Raw genomic sequence first — 16,839 nt, 5'->3', positions numbered from 1 at the left:
TCTCCCACGACACCTGTGAGAGCGCTCTCACAGATTGCAAGAGAGCGCTCTCAGGCGGTGAACACATTCCGTCCACGCACACAAAGGAGTGACCGTGAAGCTCTCACGCCACACACGGATCGCCGCGGCCGTCGCCGGGGCGGCATCGATCGCCCTCCTCGCCGCCGCCTGCTCGACAGGCGGCGGCGAAGACGACACGGCCAGCGACGAACCCGTCACGCTGACCATCACCACGTTCGGCACCTTCGGCTACGACGACCTGTACGAGCAGTACATGGACGAGAACCCGAACGTCACGATCGAGGCGACGAACATCGACACCGGTGGCAACGCGCGCACCGACGCATTCACGAAGATCGCCGCAGGCTCGGGCCTCAGCGACATCGTCGCCATCGAAGAGGGCTGGCTCGGCGCCATCATGGAGGTCAGCGACCAGTTCGTCGACCTCAAGGACTACGGCATCGAGGACCGAAAAGGCGACTGGGTCGACTGGAAGTACGAGCAGGCAACCGACTCCGACGGTCGGGTCATCGGCTACGGCACCGACATCGGCCCGCAGGGCGTGTGCTTCAACGGCCCCGCGCTCGCAGCGGCAGGCCTCCCGAGCGACCGCGAGGGCGTTGCCGAACTCCTCGGCGGCGACGACGCGACGTGGGAGGACTTCTTCACCGTCGGCAAGCAGTACCACGACGCCACGGGCAAGGCGTGGTACGACCACTCGGGCTTCGTCTGGAACTCGATGGTCAACCAGCTCCCCGAGGGCTACTACACCGCTGAGGGCGAGCTGAACGTCGAGGGCAACGCCGACCTCAAGGAGCGTTTCGAGTTGCTCGGCACCGCAGTCGCCGACGGCCAGTCGGCCGCGCAGGCGGCGTGGGACTGGAACGGCGGCAAGTCGTTCGTCGACGGCACATTCGCGACCTTCGTGTGCCCCGGCTGGATGCTCGGCGTCGTGCAGGGCAACACCGAGGCCGGCGGCGGCGACGCGACCACCGGCTGGGACTTCGCCGACGTCTTCCCGGGTGGCGCCGCAAACTGGGGCGGCGCGTTCCTCTCGGTCGCCGAGACGAGCGAGCACAAGGAGGCCGCCGCGGCTCTCGCCGACTGGCTGACCCAGCCCGAGCAGCAGGTCGCGCAGTTCGAGGCGGCCGGCACCTTCCCGAGCACCGTCGAAGCCCAGGATGAGCTCGCAGCGAACCCCACGCCGAACGAGTTCTTCAACGGCGCACCGGTCGGCGAGATCCTCGCCGCCCGTTCGCAGGGCGTCGTCGCCCAGTTCAAGGGTCCCGACGACTCGGTCATTCAGGAGAACGTGTTCGGCCCGCCGCTGCAGAAGCTCGACCGCGGTGAGGTCGACACCCAGCAGGCGTGGGACGAAGCGCTCGCCCTGCTGAACGAACTGGTCGGCTGAGCCGAGCTGTCTTCGCCGGTCGAGTAGCGAGCGTGCGAGGGTATCGAGACCCGGTGACTCGATCTCGGGTCTCGATACGTCGCTCCGCTCCTACTCGACCGGCGGTTCCGAGAGGACTCACCATGACCACGACACTCCAGGCCCCAGACGCGGGCACGGAGGCACCAGGCCGGCGCACGACCTCCGAGCCGCTCACCATGCGGCAGCGCCTTTCGCGCTTCGATGTGAAGGCCTCGCCCTACCTCTACATCTCACCCTTCTTCGTGCTGTTCGCACTCGTCGGGCTCTTCCCCCTCGGCTACACCTTCGTCGTCTCCGTGCACGAATGGGACCTGCTCACGGGCCAGGGGCCGTTCGTCGGCCTCGACAACTTCACCGCGATCCTCGGCGACCGCATGTTCTGGAACTCGATCGGCAACACGATCAGCATCTTCCTGCTGTCGACGATCCCGCAGCTCACCGTCGCGATCATCATCGCCTACCTGCTCGACCAGGGGCTGCGCGCGAAGACCTTCTGGCGCATGAGCGTGCTGCTGCCGTTCGTGGTGACGCCCGTCGCCGTGGCGCTCATCTTCTCGAGCATCTTCAACGAGGCCGACGGCCTCGCGAACAACCTGCTCAACCTCATCGGCATCCCCGACCAGGCATGGAAGCACGACACGTTCCTCAGCCACGTCGCGATCGCGACGATGGTGAACTTCCGCTGGACCGGCTACAACGTACTCATCCTGCTCGCGGCCATGCAGGCCGTCCCGCGAGACCTCTACGAATCCGCCGCGATCGACGGAGCCGGAAGCATCCGCCGCTTTTTCTCGATCACGATCCCGTCGATCCGGCCGACCCTCATCTTCGTCATCATCACGGCCACGATCGGTGGCCTGCAGATCTTCGCCGAGCCGCGACTGTTCGACGTGTCGAGCGCGGGCGGCATCGGTGGCAGTGACCGCCAGTTCCAGACGACCGTGCTCTTCATGTGGGAGCTCGCCTTCTTCCGCCGCGACTTCGGCGAAGCGGCCGCAGTCGCTTGGCTGCTGTTCCTGCTGATCGTGGGCTTCGGTCTCGTGAACTTCCTGATCTCGCGGCGCATCGCCACGGGCGACGGCCGCCCGAACCGCCGCACCCGTCGCGCGCTGGCCCGAGGAGAGAACCGATGAGCACCGCCATTCCGCAGCCCGTTCCGGCGGTCGAGGTCGATGTCGTCGGCCCTGAGACGGCCGCGCACCCCGACGTCGTCGGCACTGGCCGGCCCAGCGCGCCGCGCCGTCGCAGATCGCGCTCGGCCGGCACCGCCGGCCTCGGCAGCCGCCCCGGGTTCCTGACCTACGGGCTGCTCACCGCGTTCCTCATCGGCAGCGCGTACCCGCTGTGGTGGTCGTTCGTCGTCGGCTCGGGCACGAACGCGACGCGCGGCGAGACGCTTCCGCTCATCCCGGGCGGCAACTTCCTCACCAACGCGCAGAAGGTGCTCGACGCGATCCCGTTCTGGCTCGCGCTCTGGAATTCCGTCCTGATCTCGTCGATCATCACGATCTCGGTCGTGACGTTCTCGACACTCGCGGGGTACGCGTTCGCCAAACTCCGCTTCCGCGGACGCGACGGACTCATGGTCTTCGTCGTCGCGACGATGGCGATCCCGACGCAGCTCGGCATCATCCCCCTCTTCATGGTGATGAAGGAGCTCGGCTGGACGGGCACCATCGGCGCCGTGATCGTGCCGATGCTCGTGACCGCATTCGGCGTGTTCTTCATGCGCCAGTACCTGGTCGACGTCATTCCCGACGAGCTGATCGAGGCGGCGCGGGTGGACGGTGCGAACCAGTTCCGCACCTTCCTCACCGTCGGTCTGCCGGCCGCGCGCCCCGCGATGGCGATCCTCGGCCTGTTCACGTTCATGACGGCCTGGACCGACTACCTGTGGCCGCTGATCGTCTTGAGCCCGTCGAACCCGACGCTGCAGACGGCCCTCAGCCAGCTGCAGTCGGGCTTCTACATCGACTACTCGATCGTGCTCACGGGCGCGGTCATGGCGACCATCCCGCTGCTCATCCTCTTCGTGGTGGCGGGCAAGCAGCTCATCTCAGGAATCATGCAAGGAGCAGTGAAGGGTTGAATACGAACCACGCCGCGCCCGAACGACACTGGCCCGCCGGCTTCATCTGGGGGTCGGCGACCGCCGCCGCGCAGATCGAGGGCGCCGCCCACGAGGGCGGAAAGGAGGACTCGATCTGGGACGCGTTCGCCCGCCTCCCCGGCGCCGTCGCAGGCGGCGACACCCCCGAGCGCGCGGTCGACCACTACCATCGCATGCCCGATGACGTCGCGCTCATGAAGCGGCTCGGGCTCGACTCGTATCGCTTCTCGACGAGCTGGGCGCGCGTCGTGCCCGGTGGGCGCTCGGTGAACCAGGAGGGCCTCGACTTCTACTCGCGGCTCGTCGACGAACTGCTCGGAGCCGGCATCCTGCCGTGGCTCACGCTCTACCACTGGGACCTGCCGCAGGCACTTCAGGAGCGCGGCGGATGGACCAACCGCGACACCGCGTACCGGTTCGCCGACTACGCCGAAGCCGTCCACGGCGCGCTCGGCGACCGGGTCAGCCACTGGACGACGTTCAACGAGCCGCTCTGCTCGTCCCTCATCGGCTACATCGGCGGCGAGCACGCGCCCGGACTCACCGACCCCGACGCCGGCCTCGCAGCGGTGCACCACCAGCACCTCGCACATGGTCTTGCCGTGCAGCGATTGCGCGGGCTCGCGGATGCTTCGGGGCGGGACATCCGGCTCGGAATCACGCTGAATCTCACCAACGCGGTGCCGAACGATCCGTCGGACCCTGCCGACCTCGAAGCGGCCCGCCGCATCGACGCGCTGTGGAACCGCATGTTCCTCGAACCGCTGCTGCTCGGCGTGTACCCCGCCGACCTGCTCGACGACGTTCGCGACTACGGGCTCGCCGCGCGCATCCAGGAGGGCGATCTCGAGCAGATCGCGCAGCCCATCGACTTCCTCGGCGTGAACCACTACCACGACGACAACGTGTCGGGACATCCCCTGCCCGCGGGAACGCGTCCTTCCCTGAAGCCGACGCCGAAGCCCGGCCGCTCGCCGTTCGCAGGCAGCGAGTACGTCACGATGCCGTCGCGCGGGCTGCCGCGCACCGCGATGGACTGGGAGGTGCATCCCGAGGGGCTGCGCACCCTGCTCGTGCGCCTCGGCCGCGAGTACCCGAACCTGCCTCCGCTGTACGTGACCGAGAACGGCGCCGCCTACGACGGCGACACGGTCACCGACGACGGCGCCGTGCACGACCCCGAGCGCACGAAGTACATCGTCGACCACGTCGACGCGATCGGGCGGGCCATCGACGACGGCGCCGACGTGCGCGGCTACTTCGTCTGGTCGCTGCTCGACAACTTCGAATGGGCGTGGGGGTACGAGAAGCGGTTCGGCATCGTGCACGTCGACTATGCGACGCTCGTGCGCACGCCGAAGGACAGTGCGCTCGCCTACGCAGAACTGATCGCCCGGGCGAAGACGCAGGTCGCCGAGGCGAAGACGCGGGTCGCCGCGGCGACTATCGTGGGGTGAGTCGACGACGACCGTGTCGCCGGCTGAACGGGGGTGCACGATGACGGCGAAGACGCACTCCGATGCCGCACCGACGCTCGAGATGGTCGCCGCCAAGGCCGGGGTCTCGCGGGCGACGGTGTCGCGCGTGGTCAACGGATCACCCAAGGTCAGCCCCGAGATCACGACCGCCGTTCGCGAGGCCATCGAGGCGCTCAACTACGTGCCGAACAGCGCCGCGCGCTCGCTCGCGAGCCGGCGCACGCAGGCGATCGCCCTCGTCGTGCCCGAGTCGACCGCGCGCGTGTTCAACGACCCGTTCTTCGCCACCCTCGTGCAGGGAGTGGGTCTCGCGCTCGCCGACACCGAGTACACGATGTCGATGCTCATCGAGAGCGAGGCGGCGTTCGACAAGACCCGCCGCTACCTGCTCGGCGGTAACGTCGACGGCGCGCTCGTCGTCTCGCACCACACCGGCGACCACTCGTACGCCAATGTCAGCAGGGCGTTGCCCGTGGTGTTCGGTGGGCGCCCCCTCGATTCGGTCGAGAGCGTCAACCACACGGTCGACGTCGACAATGCGCACGGCGCATCGCTCGCGGCGCAGCACCTCATCGACGGGGGGCGCACCCGCATCGCGACGATCGCCGGCCCGCAGGACATGCCTCCAGGCGTCGACCGCCTGCGCGGCTTCGTCGAAACGCTCGTCGGCGCGGGGCTGCCGGCCGACGCGATCGAGTACGGCGACTTCAGCCCCGCGTCGGGCGCGATCGCCATGCGACGCCTGCTCGAGCGCGATCCGGCCATCGATGCGGTGTTCGCCGCGAACGACCAGATGGCGATGGGCGCGTACTCGGCGATCGCCGAGTCGGGCCGCAGCATTCCCGGTGATGTGGCGGTGGTCGGCTTCGACGACGACCGCTACGCCGCGACGGCGGTTCCCCCGCTCACGACCGTGCACCAGCCGTCGCTCGAGATGGGCGCCGAGATGGCCCGCGTGCTCGTGCGGCTCATCGACGGCGAGACCGTGCAGCCGTCGACGATCCTGCCGACGAGCCTGGTGGTGCGCGAGTCGGCGTAGGGCTCCGGGCGGCCACCGCAGCGCCACCCCGTCGCCCGCCGCGTCTCACCCTCAGTCGCGTGGGAGCACAGCTGTGCGCTGAGAGCAACCCACGAACGTGGCTCCCAGCGCCGAAGCTTGCTCCCATGGGGTCTCAGCTGCCGACTTCACAGCCTCGTGACGATACATCGCTGACGGATGCCGCGACCTCGTGTCGCGGCATCCGTCATGCCCGCCTACCCGACGTGCGGCACGACCTCGCTCGCGAGGAACTCGAGCAGATCGGGGTCGTCGAAGTCGAGCACCTGCAGGTAGATCGCCTCGACGCCGATTGCGGCGAGGCCGGCGATGCGGTCGATGACCTCTTGCGCGGTACCGCCGATGCCGGTGCGGCGCAGGTCGTCGGCGTCTCGCCCGATGCGCTCGGCACGTCGCCGGTACTCGGCCTCGGTCGCGCCCGCGGTCGTCGTGAGGGCGGCTGAATAGACGAGCGAGTCGGGGTCGCGACCGACTGACTCGGCGGCCGCCCGCACCCGACCGAAGCCGCCCGCGATCACCTCGTTCGAACGGAACGGCACGTTGTACTCGTGCGCGTACCGGGCGGCGAGCTGCGGCGTGCGCGATGGCCCGGCGCCGCCGACGATCACCGGTACCGGCTGCTGCACGGGCTTGGGCAGCGCCGGCGAATCGACGAGCGTGTAGTGCGAGCCGGCGAACGAGTAGCGCTCGCCGGCCGGCGTCGCCCACAACCCGGTGACGATCTCGAACTGCTCCTCGAGCATGCCGAACCGCTTCTCGGGGAAGGGGATGCCGTACGCCGCGTGCTCGGCGGCGAACCATCCGGTGCCGAGTCCGAACTCGATGCGGCCGCCGCTCATCGCGTCGACCTGCGCGACCTGGATCGCGAGCAGCCCCGGGTGCCGGAACGTGACGCTCGTCACGAGCGTGCCCAGCCGGATGGTCGACGTCTCACGCGCGATCGCGCCGAGCGTCACCCACGCATCGGTCGGGCCGGGAAGCCCCCGACCGTCGCCGCCCATGTCGCCCATCGCCAGGAAGTGGTCGCTGCGGAACCAGCCGTCGAACCCGAGCCGCTCGGCGGCCTGCGCCATCGCGAGCTGCTGCTCGAAACTCGCGCCCTGCTGCGGCTCGGTGAAGATACGGAATCTCATGCGGGGGCTCCTTCGGGCGGGGCTTTCGGGGTCTCGATACGCTCGCTGCGCTCGCTACTCGACCGGCGCACGTCACTCGACCGGCGCACGTCACTCGAAGACAACGCCCGCGACGTCCGTGAACCTTCCCCGCATCACCGCAATCGCCTCGAGATTCTCATCGACGAGCACGAAGCGGCGGCCGAGCGTCGCGGCGACCGCGCCGGTTGTACCCGAGCCGGCGAAGAAGTCGAGCACCCAATCGCCCTCGCGCGTCGAGGCCTGCACGATGCGCCGCAGAATGCCCTCGGGCTTCTGCGTCGGGTACCCCGTCTTCTCGCGCCCGGTGGGCGACACGATCGTGTGCCACCACACGTCGGTGGGCAGCTTGCCGAGCTCGGCCTTCTCGGGCGTCACGAGCCCCGGCGCCATGTACGGCTCGCGGTCGACGGTGGTCGAGTCGAACCAGTACGTCGCCGGGTTCTTCACGTACACGAGGATCGTGTCGTGCTTCGTCGGCCACTTGCGCTTCGTCTTCGCGCCGTAGTCGTAGGCCCAGATGAGCTCGTTGAGAAAGCACTCGCGGCCGAACAACGCATCGAGCAGCACCTTCGCGTAGTGGGCCTCGCGATAGTCGAGGTGCAGGTAGAGGGTGCCGTCATCTGCGAGCAGCCGCCACGCCTCGGCGAGCCGCGGTTCGAGGAACGCCCAGTAGTCGTCGAAGCGGTCGTCGTAGCGCAGCAGGTCGCCGCGGATGCGTTGGTACCGCTTGCCGGCGAAGCCCGTGATCACGGATGACCCGGGCCCCGGGTCATCCGTATCGGGCACGGCGCCCGACGCCGCGTCGTCAACCCGCACGTGCCTCATCGACTGCCGGGCCTGCGCCCGGCCCGTGTTGAAGGGCGGATCGAGGTAGACGAGCGTGAAGCGGCCGTCGGGCAGGGTGGGCAGTACCGCGAGGTTGTCCGCATGGATGATGCGGTTCGGCTCGTCGGTCGGCATCGCCCCATTCTGCCGCACGCCGCCGGTCGAGTAGGCGCGCTGCCAGCGCCGTATCGATCCCCTCGACGGATACTGGTCTCGATACGCTCCTTCGTCGTCACTCGACCGTCGGATGGTCAGACGTCGAGCCGGATCGAGCCCTTGAAACGGTCGGCGCGGGCCGGGACATCCGCCGGCTCTTCTTCATCGGCGAAGGCGATGCCCTTGTCACCGTCGCCCGGCACCGGCGCCGGCGTCGGAAGCCGGCTCTGCCGGTCGAGTTCGACCTGCGCCTCGTGCTTGCGGGGCGCGAAGACCTCGTCGCCGATCATCATGACGCCGCCACCGCCGCCACCGCGCTTGGTCTTGTCGGAGAGGTCGATCCAGCCTCGCCGCACCGCGACCCACCCGAAGGCGAGCACTGCGGCGGCGATCAGGAGCCACATCCACCAGTCCACCCGGCGATTGTACAGAGGATCGCTGGGCGTATCACATGCTCGCCGAGTCGAAGGACGCTCAGGGTACGCGGTAGAGCCACTCGCTCGTCGAGAACTTCGACTCGGCGAGCGCCTCGGCCTCGGCCATCTCGTCGGCCGTCACCGAACCGGGGGTCGCGCCATAGAGCCCCATGAACGTCTGCTTCAGCGCGTCGATGATCTCGGCGCGCTCCATGCCGGTCTGCGAGCGCAGCGGGTCGACGCGCTTCGCTGCGCTCGCGATGCCCTTGTCGCTGATCTTCTCGCGCCCGATGCGCAGCACCTCGAGCATCTTCTCGTTGTCGAGGTCGTATGCCATCGTCACGTGGTGCAGCACTGAGCCCGCACCGAGCCGCTTCTGCGCGGCGCCGCCGATCTTGCCGGCGGGGCTCGCGATGTCGTTGAGCGGCTGGTAGGTCGCCTCGATGCCGATGGCGCGAAGGCCCTGCAGCACCCAGTCGTCGAGGTAGGCGTAGGAGTCGGCGAAGCTCATGCCCTGCACGAGTTCGGCGGGCACGTACAGCGAGTAGGTGACGACGTTGTCCTTCTCCATCATCATCGCGCCGCCGCCCGAGATGCGTCGCACGACGTCGAAGCCGTACTTCTCGGCCCCCTCGGGGTCGACCTCGTTCTTCACCGACTGGAAGCTGCCGATGACGACGGCGGACTCGTTCCACTCCCAGAAGCGCAGTGTGGGCTTGCGCCGCCCGTCGCCCACCCGGGTGGCGAGCACTTCGTCGAGCGCGAGGTGCAGGCGCGGGGGCACGGCGGAGTCGTGCACGATCTCCCATTCGTAGTCGGCCCAGCTCGTGGCATCGGTCATCGCCCGTCGCACGGCGACGGCGACCGCCTCGGCCGAGAATCCCAGCATCACCGCTTCGGCGCGAAGGCCCGCCGTGATCGCCGCGGCGATCTGCTTCGCATCGGATGCCGCAGCCAGGCCATCGAGCGCGGCGTTGATGTCGCCCAGCGCCTCGTCGGGCTCGAGGAAGAAGTCACCCGCGACGCGCGGGTTGCGGATGACGCCGTCGACCACGTCGAAGTCGACGATCACGAGCTTTCCGCCGGGAACCTTGTACTCACCGTGCATGGGGTACAGCCTACGGATCGCCGCCGTCGGGCGAGTAGCGAAGTGTGTCGAGACCATCGGACGGAGGACTCGACGCCGCCTGCTCGATGAAGAGCGCGTCGTCTGCGAGTGCGCGCCTGGCCGTTCGCCGCCAGCCGTAGGCGACGCTCGCCCCGGTGACGAGCGCGCCGGGGAGCGTGTACCCGAAGCTCGACGCACTCCCGGTCATGACTGCGCCCGCGGTCCAGGCGGTTGCGCCGCCGACGACGGCGCCGAGCACCGCGAAGGCGATGAGATGAACCCAGATCGGCCGCACGCGACGAAGCGCCAGCCCGAGCAACCACGCCGTCGGCCCGCCGACCATGACGAGCGCGCCGATCGACCACGGCAGCGCGAAGACGAACATCATCACCGAACCCAACAACGCGAAAACCAGAACATCTGTCGAACCGCTGCTCGGCGGATACAGGAGGAACGACCCGAGACTCATTACCGGATAGCTGAGCGGGAACACCAGTTGGAACACCAGCCACGCGAACCCCGCCCCTCGCGCGAACTCGCCCCACGTGAACGCCATCGGCAGCTCTGGCGTGCGCACGCGCCTGCCGTAGCGGCCGGCCAGGCCGGGCGCCGGGACGGTCACGCGCGCACCTCCCCGATGAGTTCGACGAGCTCGCGCAGCGGCTTGCGCAGCAGTGGCAGCTTCACGAGCGGCAGCGCGAGCGCGAGCAGCTTGAGCCCGCGGTCGAGCAGCCGCAGCGTGCGCTCCTGGCCGGGCGACGAGTCGTAGACCCAGAACATCGCGAGCAACAGGTAGCCGAGCCAGAACACCTCGGGCAGCGAACGGGCGAGGTCGTCGGGCAGCGAATGCCGTGCCCCCGCGACCGCCTCGTCGAAGATGCCGACGGCGAGCTCGCGCGCCTCGGTCGAGTCGGCGCCGAGCGGGTTGATCGGCGACCGGGGCGAGACAGCCGCGCTCAGGAACCCTGGCGCGAAGCGGTGGAACGGCTCGAGCGTGGCGAGCCCGGTGCGGTAGACCACTCCCAGCCGCTCGACGAGGTCGGTGTGCTCGGCGAGCAGCGGCTCGGCCGCCGCCCGGTGGTCGCGCTGCACCTCGACGTAGAGCTCCTGCACGAGGTGGTTCTTCGTCGGGAAGTAGTAGTAGGCGTTGCCCAGCGAGACGCCCGCCTCCTGAGCGATGAGCCGCACCGTCGTGTCGTCGAAGCCACGCTCGCGGAACGACGCGATCGCCGTGTCGCGAATGCGCGCGCGAGTGCGTTCTGCCTTGGTGCGAGGCATCCGCTCATCATTTTCGAACATGTTCAAAACATAGCGCATCCGACGCGAACCGTCGAAGGTTTCGAGACGGTCGCTCCGCTCCCTCCTCAACCTGCGGCTGCCTGCGTACGCTGGCGGCATGACGACGTTCTTCCTGGCACGCCACGGCGAGACGATCTGGCACGCCGAACACCGGTACGCGGGCAATTCCGATGTCGCGCTCACGCGCCACGGTCTCGGCCAGGCCGCCGCACTCGGTGCGTGGGCGGTCGACGCCGAGCTCGACGCGATCGTCGCATCGCCGCTCAGCCGTGCACGACGGTCGGCGGCACCCGCGGTCGAGACGACCGGCCTCGCCCTGAGAATCGACGACCGACTGGTCGAGATCGACTTCGGCGACGCCGAGGGCCTCACGCCCGATGAGATCGCCGCGCGCTGGCCCGCCGAATGGGCGGCATTCGGCGAGGCGCCGGCCTCGAACCCCCTGCCGGGCGGCGAGTCGGGCCGAGCCGGCATCGCCCGCGCGCTGCCCGTGCTCGACGAGCTCGTCGCCGAGTTCCCCGAGGGCCGAGTGCTGATCGTCGCGCACGCGACGCTCATCAGGCTGATGTTCTGCGAACTGGCGGGCATGGACCCCGACGGCTACCGCGACCTGCTGCCGGTGCTCGGCAACTGCAACCTGACCACGATCGTGTACCCGTGGGCGACCGAGTCACGTGCCGCGCACCATCCCCGCATCCGGTTGCTGGGCTTCGACGTGCCGGCGTCGCGCGCCGCCGTCTGAGCTCTCTGCGTATCGAGACAGCGGGTCTCGATAGGCTCCTTCGTCGCAGCACCGACGTCAGATCGAGTGGGCAGAGATCGCGCTTCAGATCGAGTGGGCAGAGATCGCCCCTCAGACGACTGTGAAGCGCGATCTCTGCCCACTCGATCTCGAGCGCGTCGATGATCGGCGAGGCGCAGCCCGCCGTGGCGTGTCAGTCCACGGCGAAGCGTTCGTCGAGCCAGCGGATCAGGTCGCCGCGCACCTCGTCTTGGTTCGTCTCGTTGAAGACCTCGTGCCGGGCGCCGTCGTAGACGATGAGCTCGATGTCGACGAGTCCGCTGCGACGCTCGTAGTCGTGCAGCAGCCGCGTCGCACTGGGTTCACCCGCGACCGGATCGTCTGATCCCACCATGATGAGCACCGGCAGCTCGTCGGGGATGCGCTTCGACGGTCGCGTCATGAGCGAGAACGACTGCGGCCAGCCGAACAGCTGCTGAAGCTTGCGGTCGGTCGTGTAGGGGTCGGCCTCGAATGCCTCGGCGACCGCCGGATCGCGACTGAGCCACTCCATGGCGGTGCCGCCGGGCCTCGCGAAACGCTTGTTGAGGTCGCCGATGTTCGTGTGCCCGAGCTGCAGCCACGCGGTGCCCGTGAGCACCATCGCGTCGTAGTTCTCGGGATGCCGGTTGACGAGGTGCTGCGTCATGAACGACCCCCACGAGTGCCCGAGAATCACGAGCGGGATGCCGCTGCCCTCGCCATCGCGGATGACCTCGGTGAACCGCCCGAGCGCCGCGATCGCCGCCCGCATGCCGCCCGGACCCGGTCGCCCCATGCGCGTGAGGTCGCCGCCGTGCTGCTCGAAGCCGGTCTGCCCGTGACCGCGATGATCGTCGGCCCACACGGAGTACCCGGCCGCGTTCAGGGCCTCGATGAGCCTGCCGTAACGGCCGATGTGCTCGCCGATGCCGTGGGCGAGCTGCACCACGGCGGTCGCGTCGGGCACCCTCCACGACTGGTAGTGGATTCGGACCCCGTAGTCGTCGGTGAAGGTCGGCATGCGGTCATTCTGGCAGCACGCCGAAGACCACGGGGGCACTCGGCGAACGACCCGCCGGGCCCACGTGGATTCGTCACTGAAATCCGCGCAAACGCTTGACCGTGGTGAAGCAAGAGTGATTCTATATGAACGTTTTTCAGCGTCTCAATCATGTTCGATCATTCCAAACCGAAAGAGAGACCCGATGATCCACCACCGAACACACCGCTCGCGCAGTGCCGCGCGAGTCGGTGCCGTCGGCCTCGCCGCCCTGCTGGCGGTCGTCGGCGCAGGTGTCGCCCCGGCACTCGCGGCACCGGCGGCGGCCGCCGAGGCGACCCCGTCGCCCACCACCCCGATCACCCCGAAGAAGGTCAGCCCCGAGGTCGCCGTCGAAGACGGCGACACGCTCGGCGCCATCACCGACGTCACGCAGGACGGCGCGACCGTCACCCTCGACGCCGAGCACGGCGCCTTCCGCGCCACGTTCCTCGACGAGCGCACCCTGCGCCTGGAGGCGACTCCGACGGGCGAGTTCACCGACCCGGCGAACACCCCGCAGGGCGATCCCGCCCGCACGGCGAACATCGTCGTCGGCTCCGAGGACTTCGACGGGGCATCCATCGATCTCGCCGAAGGCGACACCATCACGATCTCGACGCCGAAGGTCGCGCTCGAGGTCGACCGCGCAACGGGCGCGACGAGCCTCACCCGCGCCGACGGCTCGGTGATCTGGTCGGAGTCCGAGCCCCTCAGCTTCGGTTCCCGCTCGGCGACGCAGCATCTCGACGCGGTCGAGGGCGAGCAGTTCCTCGGCGGCGGCATGCAGAACGGTCGCTCGATCCACACGGGCGCGACCATCAACATCGCCCGCAACTTCGACTGGGACGACGACGGCTACCCCAACGCGGTGCCCTACTACATGTCGTCGAACGGCTACGGCGTACTGCGCAACACGTTCGCCGCGGGAAGCTACGACTTCGCCGCACACACCACCACGCATGCCGAGCAGCGATTCGACGCCTACTACTTCGTCGGCGACTACACCGACGCGCTCGACTCGTACACGAAGCTGACCGGCCGGCCGATGATGCCGCCGGTGTACGCGCTCGAATACGGCGACGCCGACTGCTACAACCGCTCGAGCCCGACGTACTCGGGTTCGAAGGATCCGGCGAAGCTGCGCACCCCACAGGCACTCGAGATCGCGAAGGACTTCGTCGAGCACGACATGCCCGGCGGCTGGATGCTCGTGAACGACGGCTACGGCTGCGAGTACCAGGAGCTGCCTGAGACAGTCGAGGCGATCGAAGCCGAGACCGGGCTCAAGACCGGCCTCTGGACCCAGCGCTCACTGACCGAGCAGGAGTACGAGGTCGGCGAAGCCGGCGTGCGTCTGCGCAAGCTCGACGTCGCGTGGGTGGGCACGGGCTACCGGCTCGCGCTCACCGGCTGCGAGGCCGCCCACGACGGCATCGAGCAGTACTCCGACGCGCGTGGCACGTCGCTCATGGTCGAGGGCTGGGCGGGTGCGCAACGCTGCGGCATGCAGTGGACAGGCGACCACTCGGGCAACCTCGACGCGGTGCGCTGGCAGGTCTCGGCGCTCACCGGCGCCGGCAATTCGGGTCTGCCGTTCACGACCGGTGACGTCGACGGCATCTTCGGCGGCTCGGCCGAGAGCTACGTGCGCGACCTGCAGTGGAAGGCCTTCGCACCCGCGCTCTATTCGATGAGCGGGTGGGCGTCGACCGACAAGCGCCCGTGGCTCTACGGCGAGCAGGCCACCGCGATCAACCGGTCGTACCTGCAGCTGCGGCAGCAGCTGATGCCGTACATCTACTCACTCGCGGCCGAGTCGCACCGCAGCGGCCTGCCCATGATGCGGTCGGTCGCGCTCGAGTACCCGAATGACCCGGGTGCGTACAGCGTCGAGGCGAACAACGAGTTCCTGCTCGGCAGCGACTACCTCGTCGCGCCCGTCTTCACGAAGACGACCGTGCGCAACGGCATCTACCTGCCCGAGGGCGACCAGTGGGTCGACTACTGGACGGGTGCGGTGCACGACGGCGGCCAGGTGATCAACGGGCACCCGGCACCGCTCGAGCGGCTGCCGATCTTCGTGCGCGCCGGCGCGGTGGTGCCGCAGGGCATCGTCGCTCGCAACGCCTCGCTCGTTCCCGAGGACTCCCCCATCACCCTGTCGCTCTATCCGCAGGGCGAGGGCGAGTTCGAGCTCTACGAGGACGACAAGGTCACCCGCGCGTTCGCCGACGGCGAGTCGAGCACCCAGCAGTTCGCCGTCACCGCCCCCGATGCCGGCAAGAAGGGCACCGTGACGGTCGAGATCGGCGAGCGCGACGGCGACTACGACGGCAAGGCCGCCGCCCGCCCGTACGTCATCGAGGCGCACACGGGGTCGGCCCCCGCGAACGTCGCCATCGACGACGTTCGGTTGAAGAAGGCCGGCTCGCTCGACGAACTCGAGGCTGCGGCATCCGGCTGGTTCTATGACGCCGACGATGCCGGCGGCGTCGTCACCGTCAAGGTCGAGCCGGTCGCCTCGGGCGAGCGCGCCGAGGTCGTGCTCGCCGGCACGAGCAGCGTGGGCGGCCGCGATCAGGATGCCACCGCGGCATCCGTCGCCGTCGACCTCGGTGACCGGGTGTTCCAGGGAGCGCAGACCACGGTCTCGGCGACCTTCCGCAACACGGGCACGAAGGCGAAGGACGGCGTCGTGCTGACGCCCGTCGCGCCCGAGGGCTGGACGCTCGTCTCGTCGAACGGCGACCAGGTGGGTACCGTGAAGGCGGGCGGCTCGGCGAGCGCCGAGTTCGTGTTCGAAGTGACGGATGCCGCTGCCGCCGACCTGCAGACCGTCAGTGTCGAGGCGGCGTACACCTCGCAGGGCGACCCGAACACGGTGTCTGGGGCCAACCAGCTCTACGTCGCCTACGGATCGCTCGCCGGCGCCTTCAACGCCGTCTCGATCACCGACCTCGCGACGGCGACGGCGGGCAACTTCGATGGTGGCGGCGCCACCTTCTCGGCGGAGGCGCTCGCACGAGCGGGAGTCACCCCGGGTGGGGCGGTTGCCGTCGGCACCGGCGACGGGGCGATCGAGTACCGCTGGCCCGAGCCGGTCGGCACGCCGAACTCGGTCGCGCCCGAAGGGCAGACCATCGCCCTTTCGGGGCAGGGCACGCACCTCGCGCTGCTCGCCTCGGCGGCGTCGGGCGGCGGCGTGAACCCCGCGCTCGAACTGCACTACACCGACGGCACCACCTCGAAGCAGAACGTGTTCTTCCCGAACCGGCTGCCGCAGGCATCGGGCGTCGGGGGCGCGAGCGTCGCGGTCAGGTCACTCGGGCGCAACAGTGCGACGAACCCCGCCGTGTACGAGTACCCGACCTACGGGTACCAGGTGTATTCGAACCTCGTGCGACTGAACCCCGCGAAGGAGCTCGAGTACGTCGTGCTGCCGAACGAGAGCCGACTCAAGATCTTCGACTGGCAGGTCGTCGATCAGCCGCTGCCCGCGACGCCGACCGGCACCGTGTTCGCGTCGGACCTGCCGTGGCTGAGCGCCACGAACGGCTGGGGAGTGATCGGCAAGGACGTCGCGAACAAGGACGCCGCGGGCTCGCCCGACCTGCCCCTCGCGATCAACTACACCGATCCGGCGACGGGCGAGAACCCCACGTATGAGAAGGGGCTCGGCGTGCACGCCCTGTCGAAGATCACCTATTACGTGGGCGGGGCCTGCGAGGCGTTCACCGCCGACGTCGGCCTCGAGGCAGGCTTCGCGGGCAACGTGATCTTCAAGGTCGACGTCGACGGCGTGAACCGCTACCAGTCGCGCACGTTCACGCCCGGGTTCGCGCCCGAGCAGGTGAATGTCGACCTCACGGGCGTGCAGTACGTCGACCTCGTGGTCGAGGCGCCCGGCAGCATCAACGGCGCCCACGGGGTGTGGGGCGACCCGAAGTTCAGCTGCGACTGAGCCCTTCCGCGGCACGGGCCCGCGCGATCGCTTCGCGC

General features: G+C 68.9%; 14 protein-coding genes. 7 read left to right on the top strand and 7 right to left on the bottom strand.

What is annotated here, in order from left to right; all coding sequences use genetic code 11:
* Nucleotides 1–94: 94 nt before the first annotated feature.
* The 5 genes from ABD164_RS08075 to ABD164_RS08055 all read left to right on the top strand — a co-directional run bounded on the left by ABD164_RS08075 (nucleotide 95) and on the right by ABD164_RS08055 (nucleotide 6,059).
* Entirely contained in the window at nucleotides 95–1,411 is a 1,317-nt protein-coding gene (locus ABD164_RS08075; protein ID WP_344295259.1) for an ABC transporter substrate-binding protein, read from the top strand.
* A 122-nt stretch (nucleotides 1,412–1,533) separates the two neighbouring features.
* Entirely contained in the window at nucleotides 1,534–2,565 is a 1,032-nt protein-coding gene (locus ABD164_RS08070; RefSeq protein ID WP_344295257.1) for a carbohydrate ABC transporter permease, read from the top strand.
* Nucleotides 2,562–3,521, top strand: coding sequence for a carbohydrate ABC transporter permease (locus ABD164_RS08065; RefSeq protein WP_344295255.1), 960 nt, complete (start codon nucleotides 2,562–2,564; stop codon nucleotides 3,519–3,521). Before ABD164_RS08070 ends, ABD164_RS08065 begins: the two co-directional genes overlap by 4 nt.
* Nucleotides 3,518–4,999, top strand: a complete 1,482-nt coding sequence (locus ABD164_RS08060) for a glycoside hydrolase family 1 protein (protein ID WP_344295253.1) — start codon at nucleotides 3,518–3,520, stop codon at nucleotides 4,997–4,999. Before ABD164_RS08065 ends, ABD164_RS08060 begins: the two co-directional genes overlap by 4 nt.
* Before the next feature lie 40 nt (nucleotides 5,000–5,039).
* Complete coding sequence (locus ABD164_RS08055; protein ID WP_344295252.1) at nucleotides 5,040–6,059, top strand: LacI family DNA-binding transcriptional regulator; 1,020 nt, start codon at nucleotides 5,040–5,042, stop codon at nucleotides 6,057–6,059.
* 215 nt (nucleotides 6,060–6,274) lie between these two features.
* Here the strand turns inward: ABD164_RS08055 and ABD164_RS08050 are convergent, their stop codons facing one another.
* From ABD164_RS08050 to ABD164_RS08025, 6 genes are all read right to left on the bottom strand, one after another.
* Nucleotides 6,275–7,210, bottom strand: coding sequence for an LLM class F420-dependent oxidoreductase (locus ABD164_RS08050; RefSeq protein WP_344295251.1), 936 nt, complete (start codon nucleotides 7,208–7,210; stop codon nucleotides 6,275–6,277).
* A 90-nt stretch (nucleotides 7,211–7,300) separates the two neighbouring features.
* A complete protein-coding gene (locus ABD164_RS08045; protein ID WP_344295250.1) occupies nucleotides 7,301–8,191 on the bottom strand; it encodes a DNA-methyltransferase in 891 nt (296 codons plus the stop codon).
* A gap of 116 nt (nucleotides 8,192–8,307) precedes the next feature.
* Complete coding sequence (locus ABD164_RS08040; protein ID WP_344295249.1) at nucleotides 8,308–8,628, bottom strand: hypothetical protein; 321 nt, start codon at nucleotides 8,626–8,628, stop codon at nucleotides 8,308–8,310.
* Nucleotides 8,629–8,686: 58 nt separating this feature from the next.
* Nucleotides 8,687–9,736, bottom strand: coding sequence for a lipoate-protein ligase LplAB (gene lplAB, locus ABD164_RS08035; RefSeq protein WP_344295247.1), 1,050 nt, complete (start codon nucleotides 9,734–9,736; stop codon nucleotides 8,687–8,689).
* A 10-nt stretch (nucleotides 9,737–9,746) separates the two neighbouring features.
* Nucleotides 9,747–10,358 carry a hypothetical protein gene (locus ABD164_RS08030; protein WP_344295246.1) on the bottom strand — a complete coding sequence of 204 codons (612 nt, stop codon included), beginning with the start codon at nucleotides 10,356–10,358 and terminating at the stop codon, nucleotides 9,747–9,749.
* Complete coding sequence (locus ABD164_RS08025; protein ID WP_344295244.1) at nucleotides 10,355–11,014, bottom strand: TetR/AcrR family transcriptional regulator; 660 nt, start codon at nucleotides 11,012–11,014, stop codon at nucleotides 10,355–10,357. The genes ABD164_RS08030 and ABD164_RS08025 overlap by 4 nt, the downstream gene beginning before the upstream one ends.
* Nucleotides 11,015–11,132: 118 nt before the next feature.
* Here ABD164_RS08025 and ABD164_RS08020 point away from each other — a divergent pair, with 118 nt between their 5' ends.
* Nucleotides 11,133–11,777, top strand: coding sequence for a histidine phosphatase family protein (locus tag ABD164_RS08020; RefSeq protein ID WP_344295242.1), 645 nt, complete (start codon nucleotides 11,133–11,135; stop codon nucleotides 11,775–11,777).
* Between the two features lie 193 nt (nucleotides 11,778–11,970).
* Here the strand turns inward: ABD164_RS08020 and ABD164_RS08015 are convergent, their stop codons facing one another.
* Nucleotides 11,971–12,819 (bottom strand): alpha/beta fold hydrolase, encoded by an 849-nt coding sequence (locus ABD164_RS08015; RefSeq protein ID WP_344295241.1) that lies wholly within the window; start codon nucleotides 12,817–12,819, stop codon nucleotides 11,971–11,973.
* Between the two features lie 184 nt (nucleotides 12,820–13,003).
* Here ABD164_RS08015 and ABD164_RS08010 point away from each other — a divergent pair, with 184 nt between their 5' ends.
* On the top strand, nucleotides 13,004–16,801 hold the full coding sequence (locus ABD164_RS08010; protein ID WP_344295239.1) for an NPCBM/NEW2 domain-containing protein: 3,798 nt from the start codon (nucleotides 13,004–13,006) through the stop codon (nucleotides 16,799–16,801).
* Nucleotides 16,802–16,839: the final 38 nt, after the last annotated feature.

Origin of the sequence: Agromyces neolithicus (assembly GCF_039529735.1) — a bacterium.
GTDB classification, from domain to species: domain Bacteria; phylum Actinomycetota; class Actinomycetes; order Actinomycetales; family Microbacteriaceae; genus Agromyces; species Agromyces neolithicus.
The sequence above is the reverse complement of the archived record's forward strand: the minus strand, read 5'-3'. Positions and strand labels throughout refer to the sequence as shown.

Coding starts and splice junctions, on each gene's coding strand:
- ABD164_RS08070 (WP_344295257.1), top strand. CDS start 1,534: ATGACCACGACACTCCAGGCCCCAGACGCGGGCACGGAGGCACCAGGC.
- ABD164_RS08065 (WP_344295255.1), top strand. CDS start 2,562: ATGAGCACCGCCATTCCGCAGCCCGTTCCGGCGGTCGAGGTCGATGTC.
- ABD164_RS08055 (WP_344295252.1), top strand. CDS start 5,040: ATGACGGCGAAGACGCACTCCGATGCCGCACCGACGCTCGAGATGGTC.
- ABD164_RS08050 (WP_344295251.1), bottom strand. CDS start 7,210: ATGAGATTCCGTATCTTCACCGAGCCGCAGCAGGGCGCGAGTTTCGAG.
- ABD164_RS08045 (WP_344295250.1), bottom strand. CDS start 8,191: ATGCCGACCGACGAGCCGAACCGCATCATCCATGCGGACAACCTCGCG.
- lplAB (WP_344295247.1), bottom strand. CDS start 9,736: ATGCACGGTGAGTACAAGGTTCCCGGCGGAAAGCTCGTGATCGTCGAC.
- ABD164_RS08025 (WP_344295244.1), bottom strand. CDS start 11,014: ATGCCTCGCACCAAGGCAGAACGCACTCGCGCGCGCATTCGCGACACG.
- ABD164_RS08020 (WP_344295242.1), top strand. CDS start 11,133: ATGACGACGTTCTTCCTGGCACGCCACGGCGAGACGATCTGGCACGCC.
- ABD164_RS08015 (WP_344295241.1), bottom strand. CDS start 12,819: ATGCCGACCTTCACCGACGACTACGGGGTCCGAATCCACTACCAGTCG.
- ABD164_RS08010 (WP_344295239.1), top strand. CDS start 13,004: ATGATCCACCACCGAACACACCGCTCGCGCAGTGCCGCGCGAGTCGGT.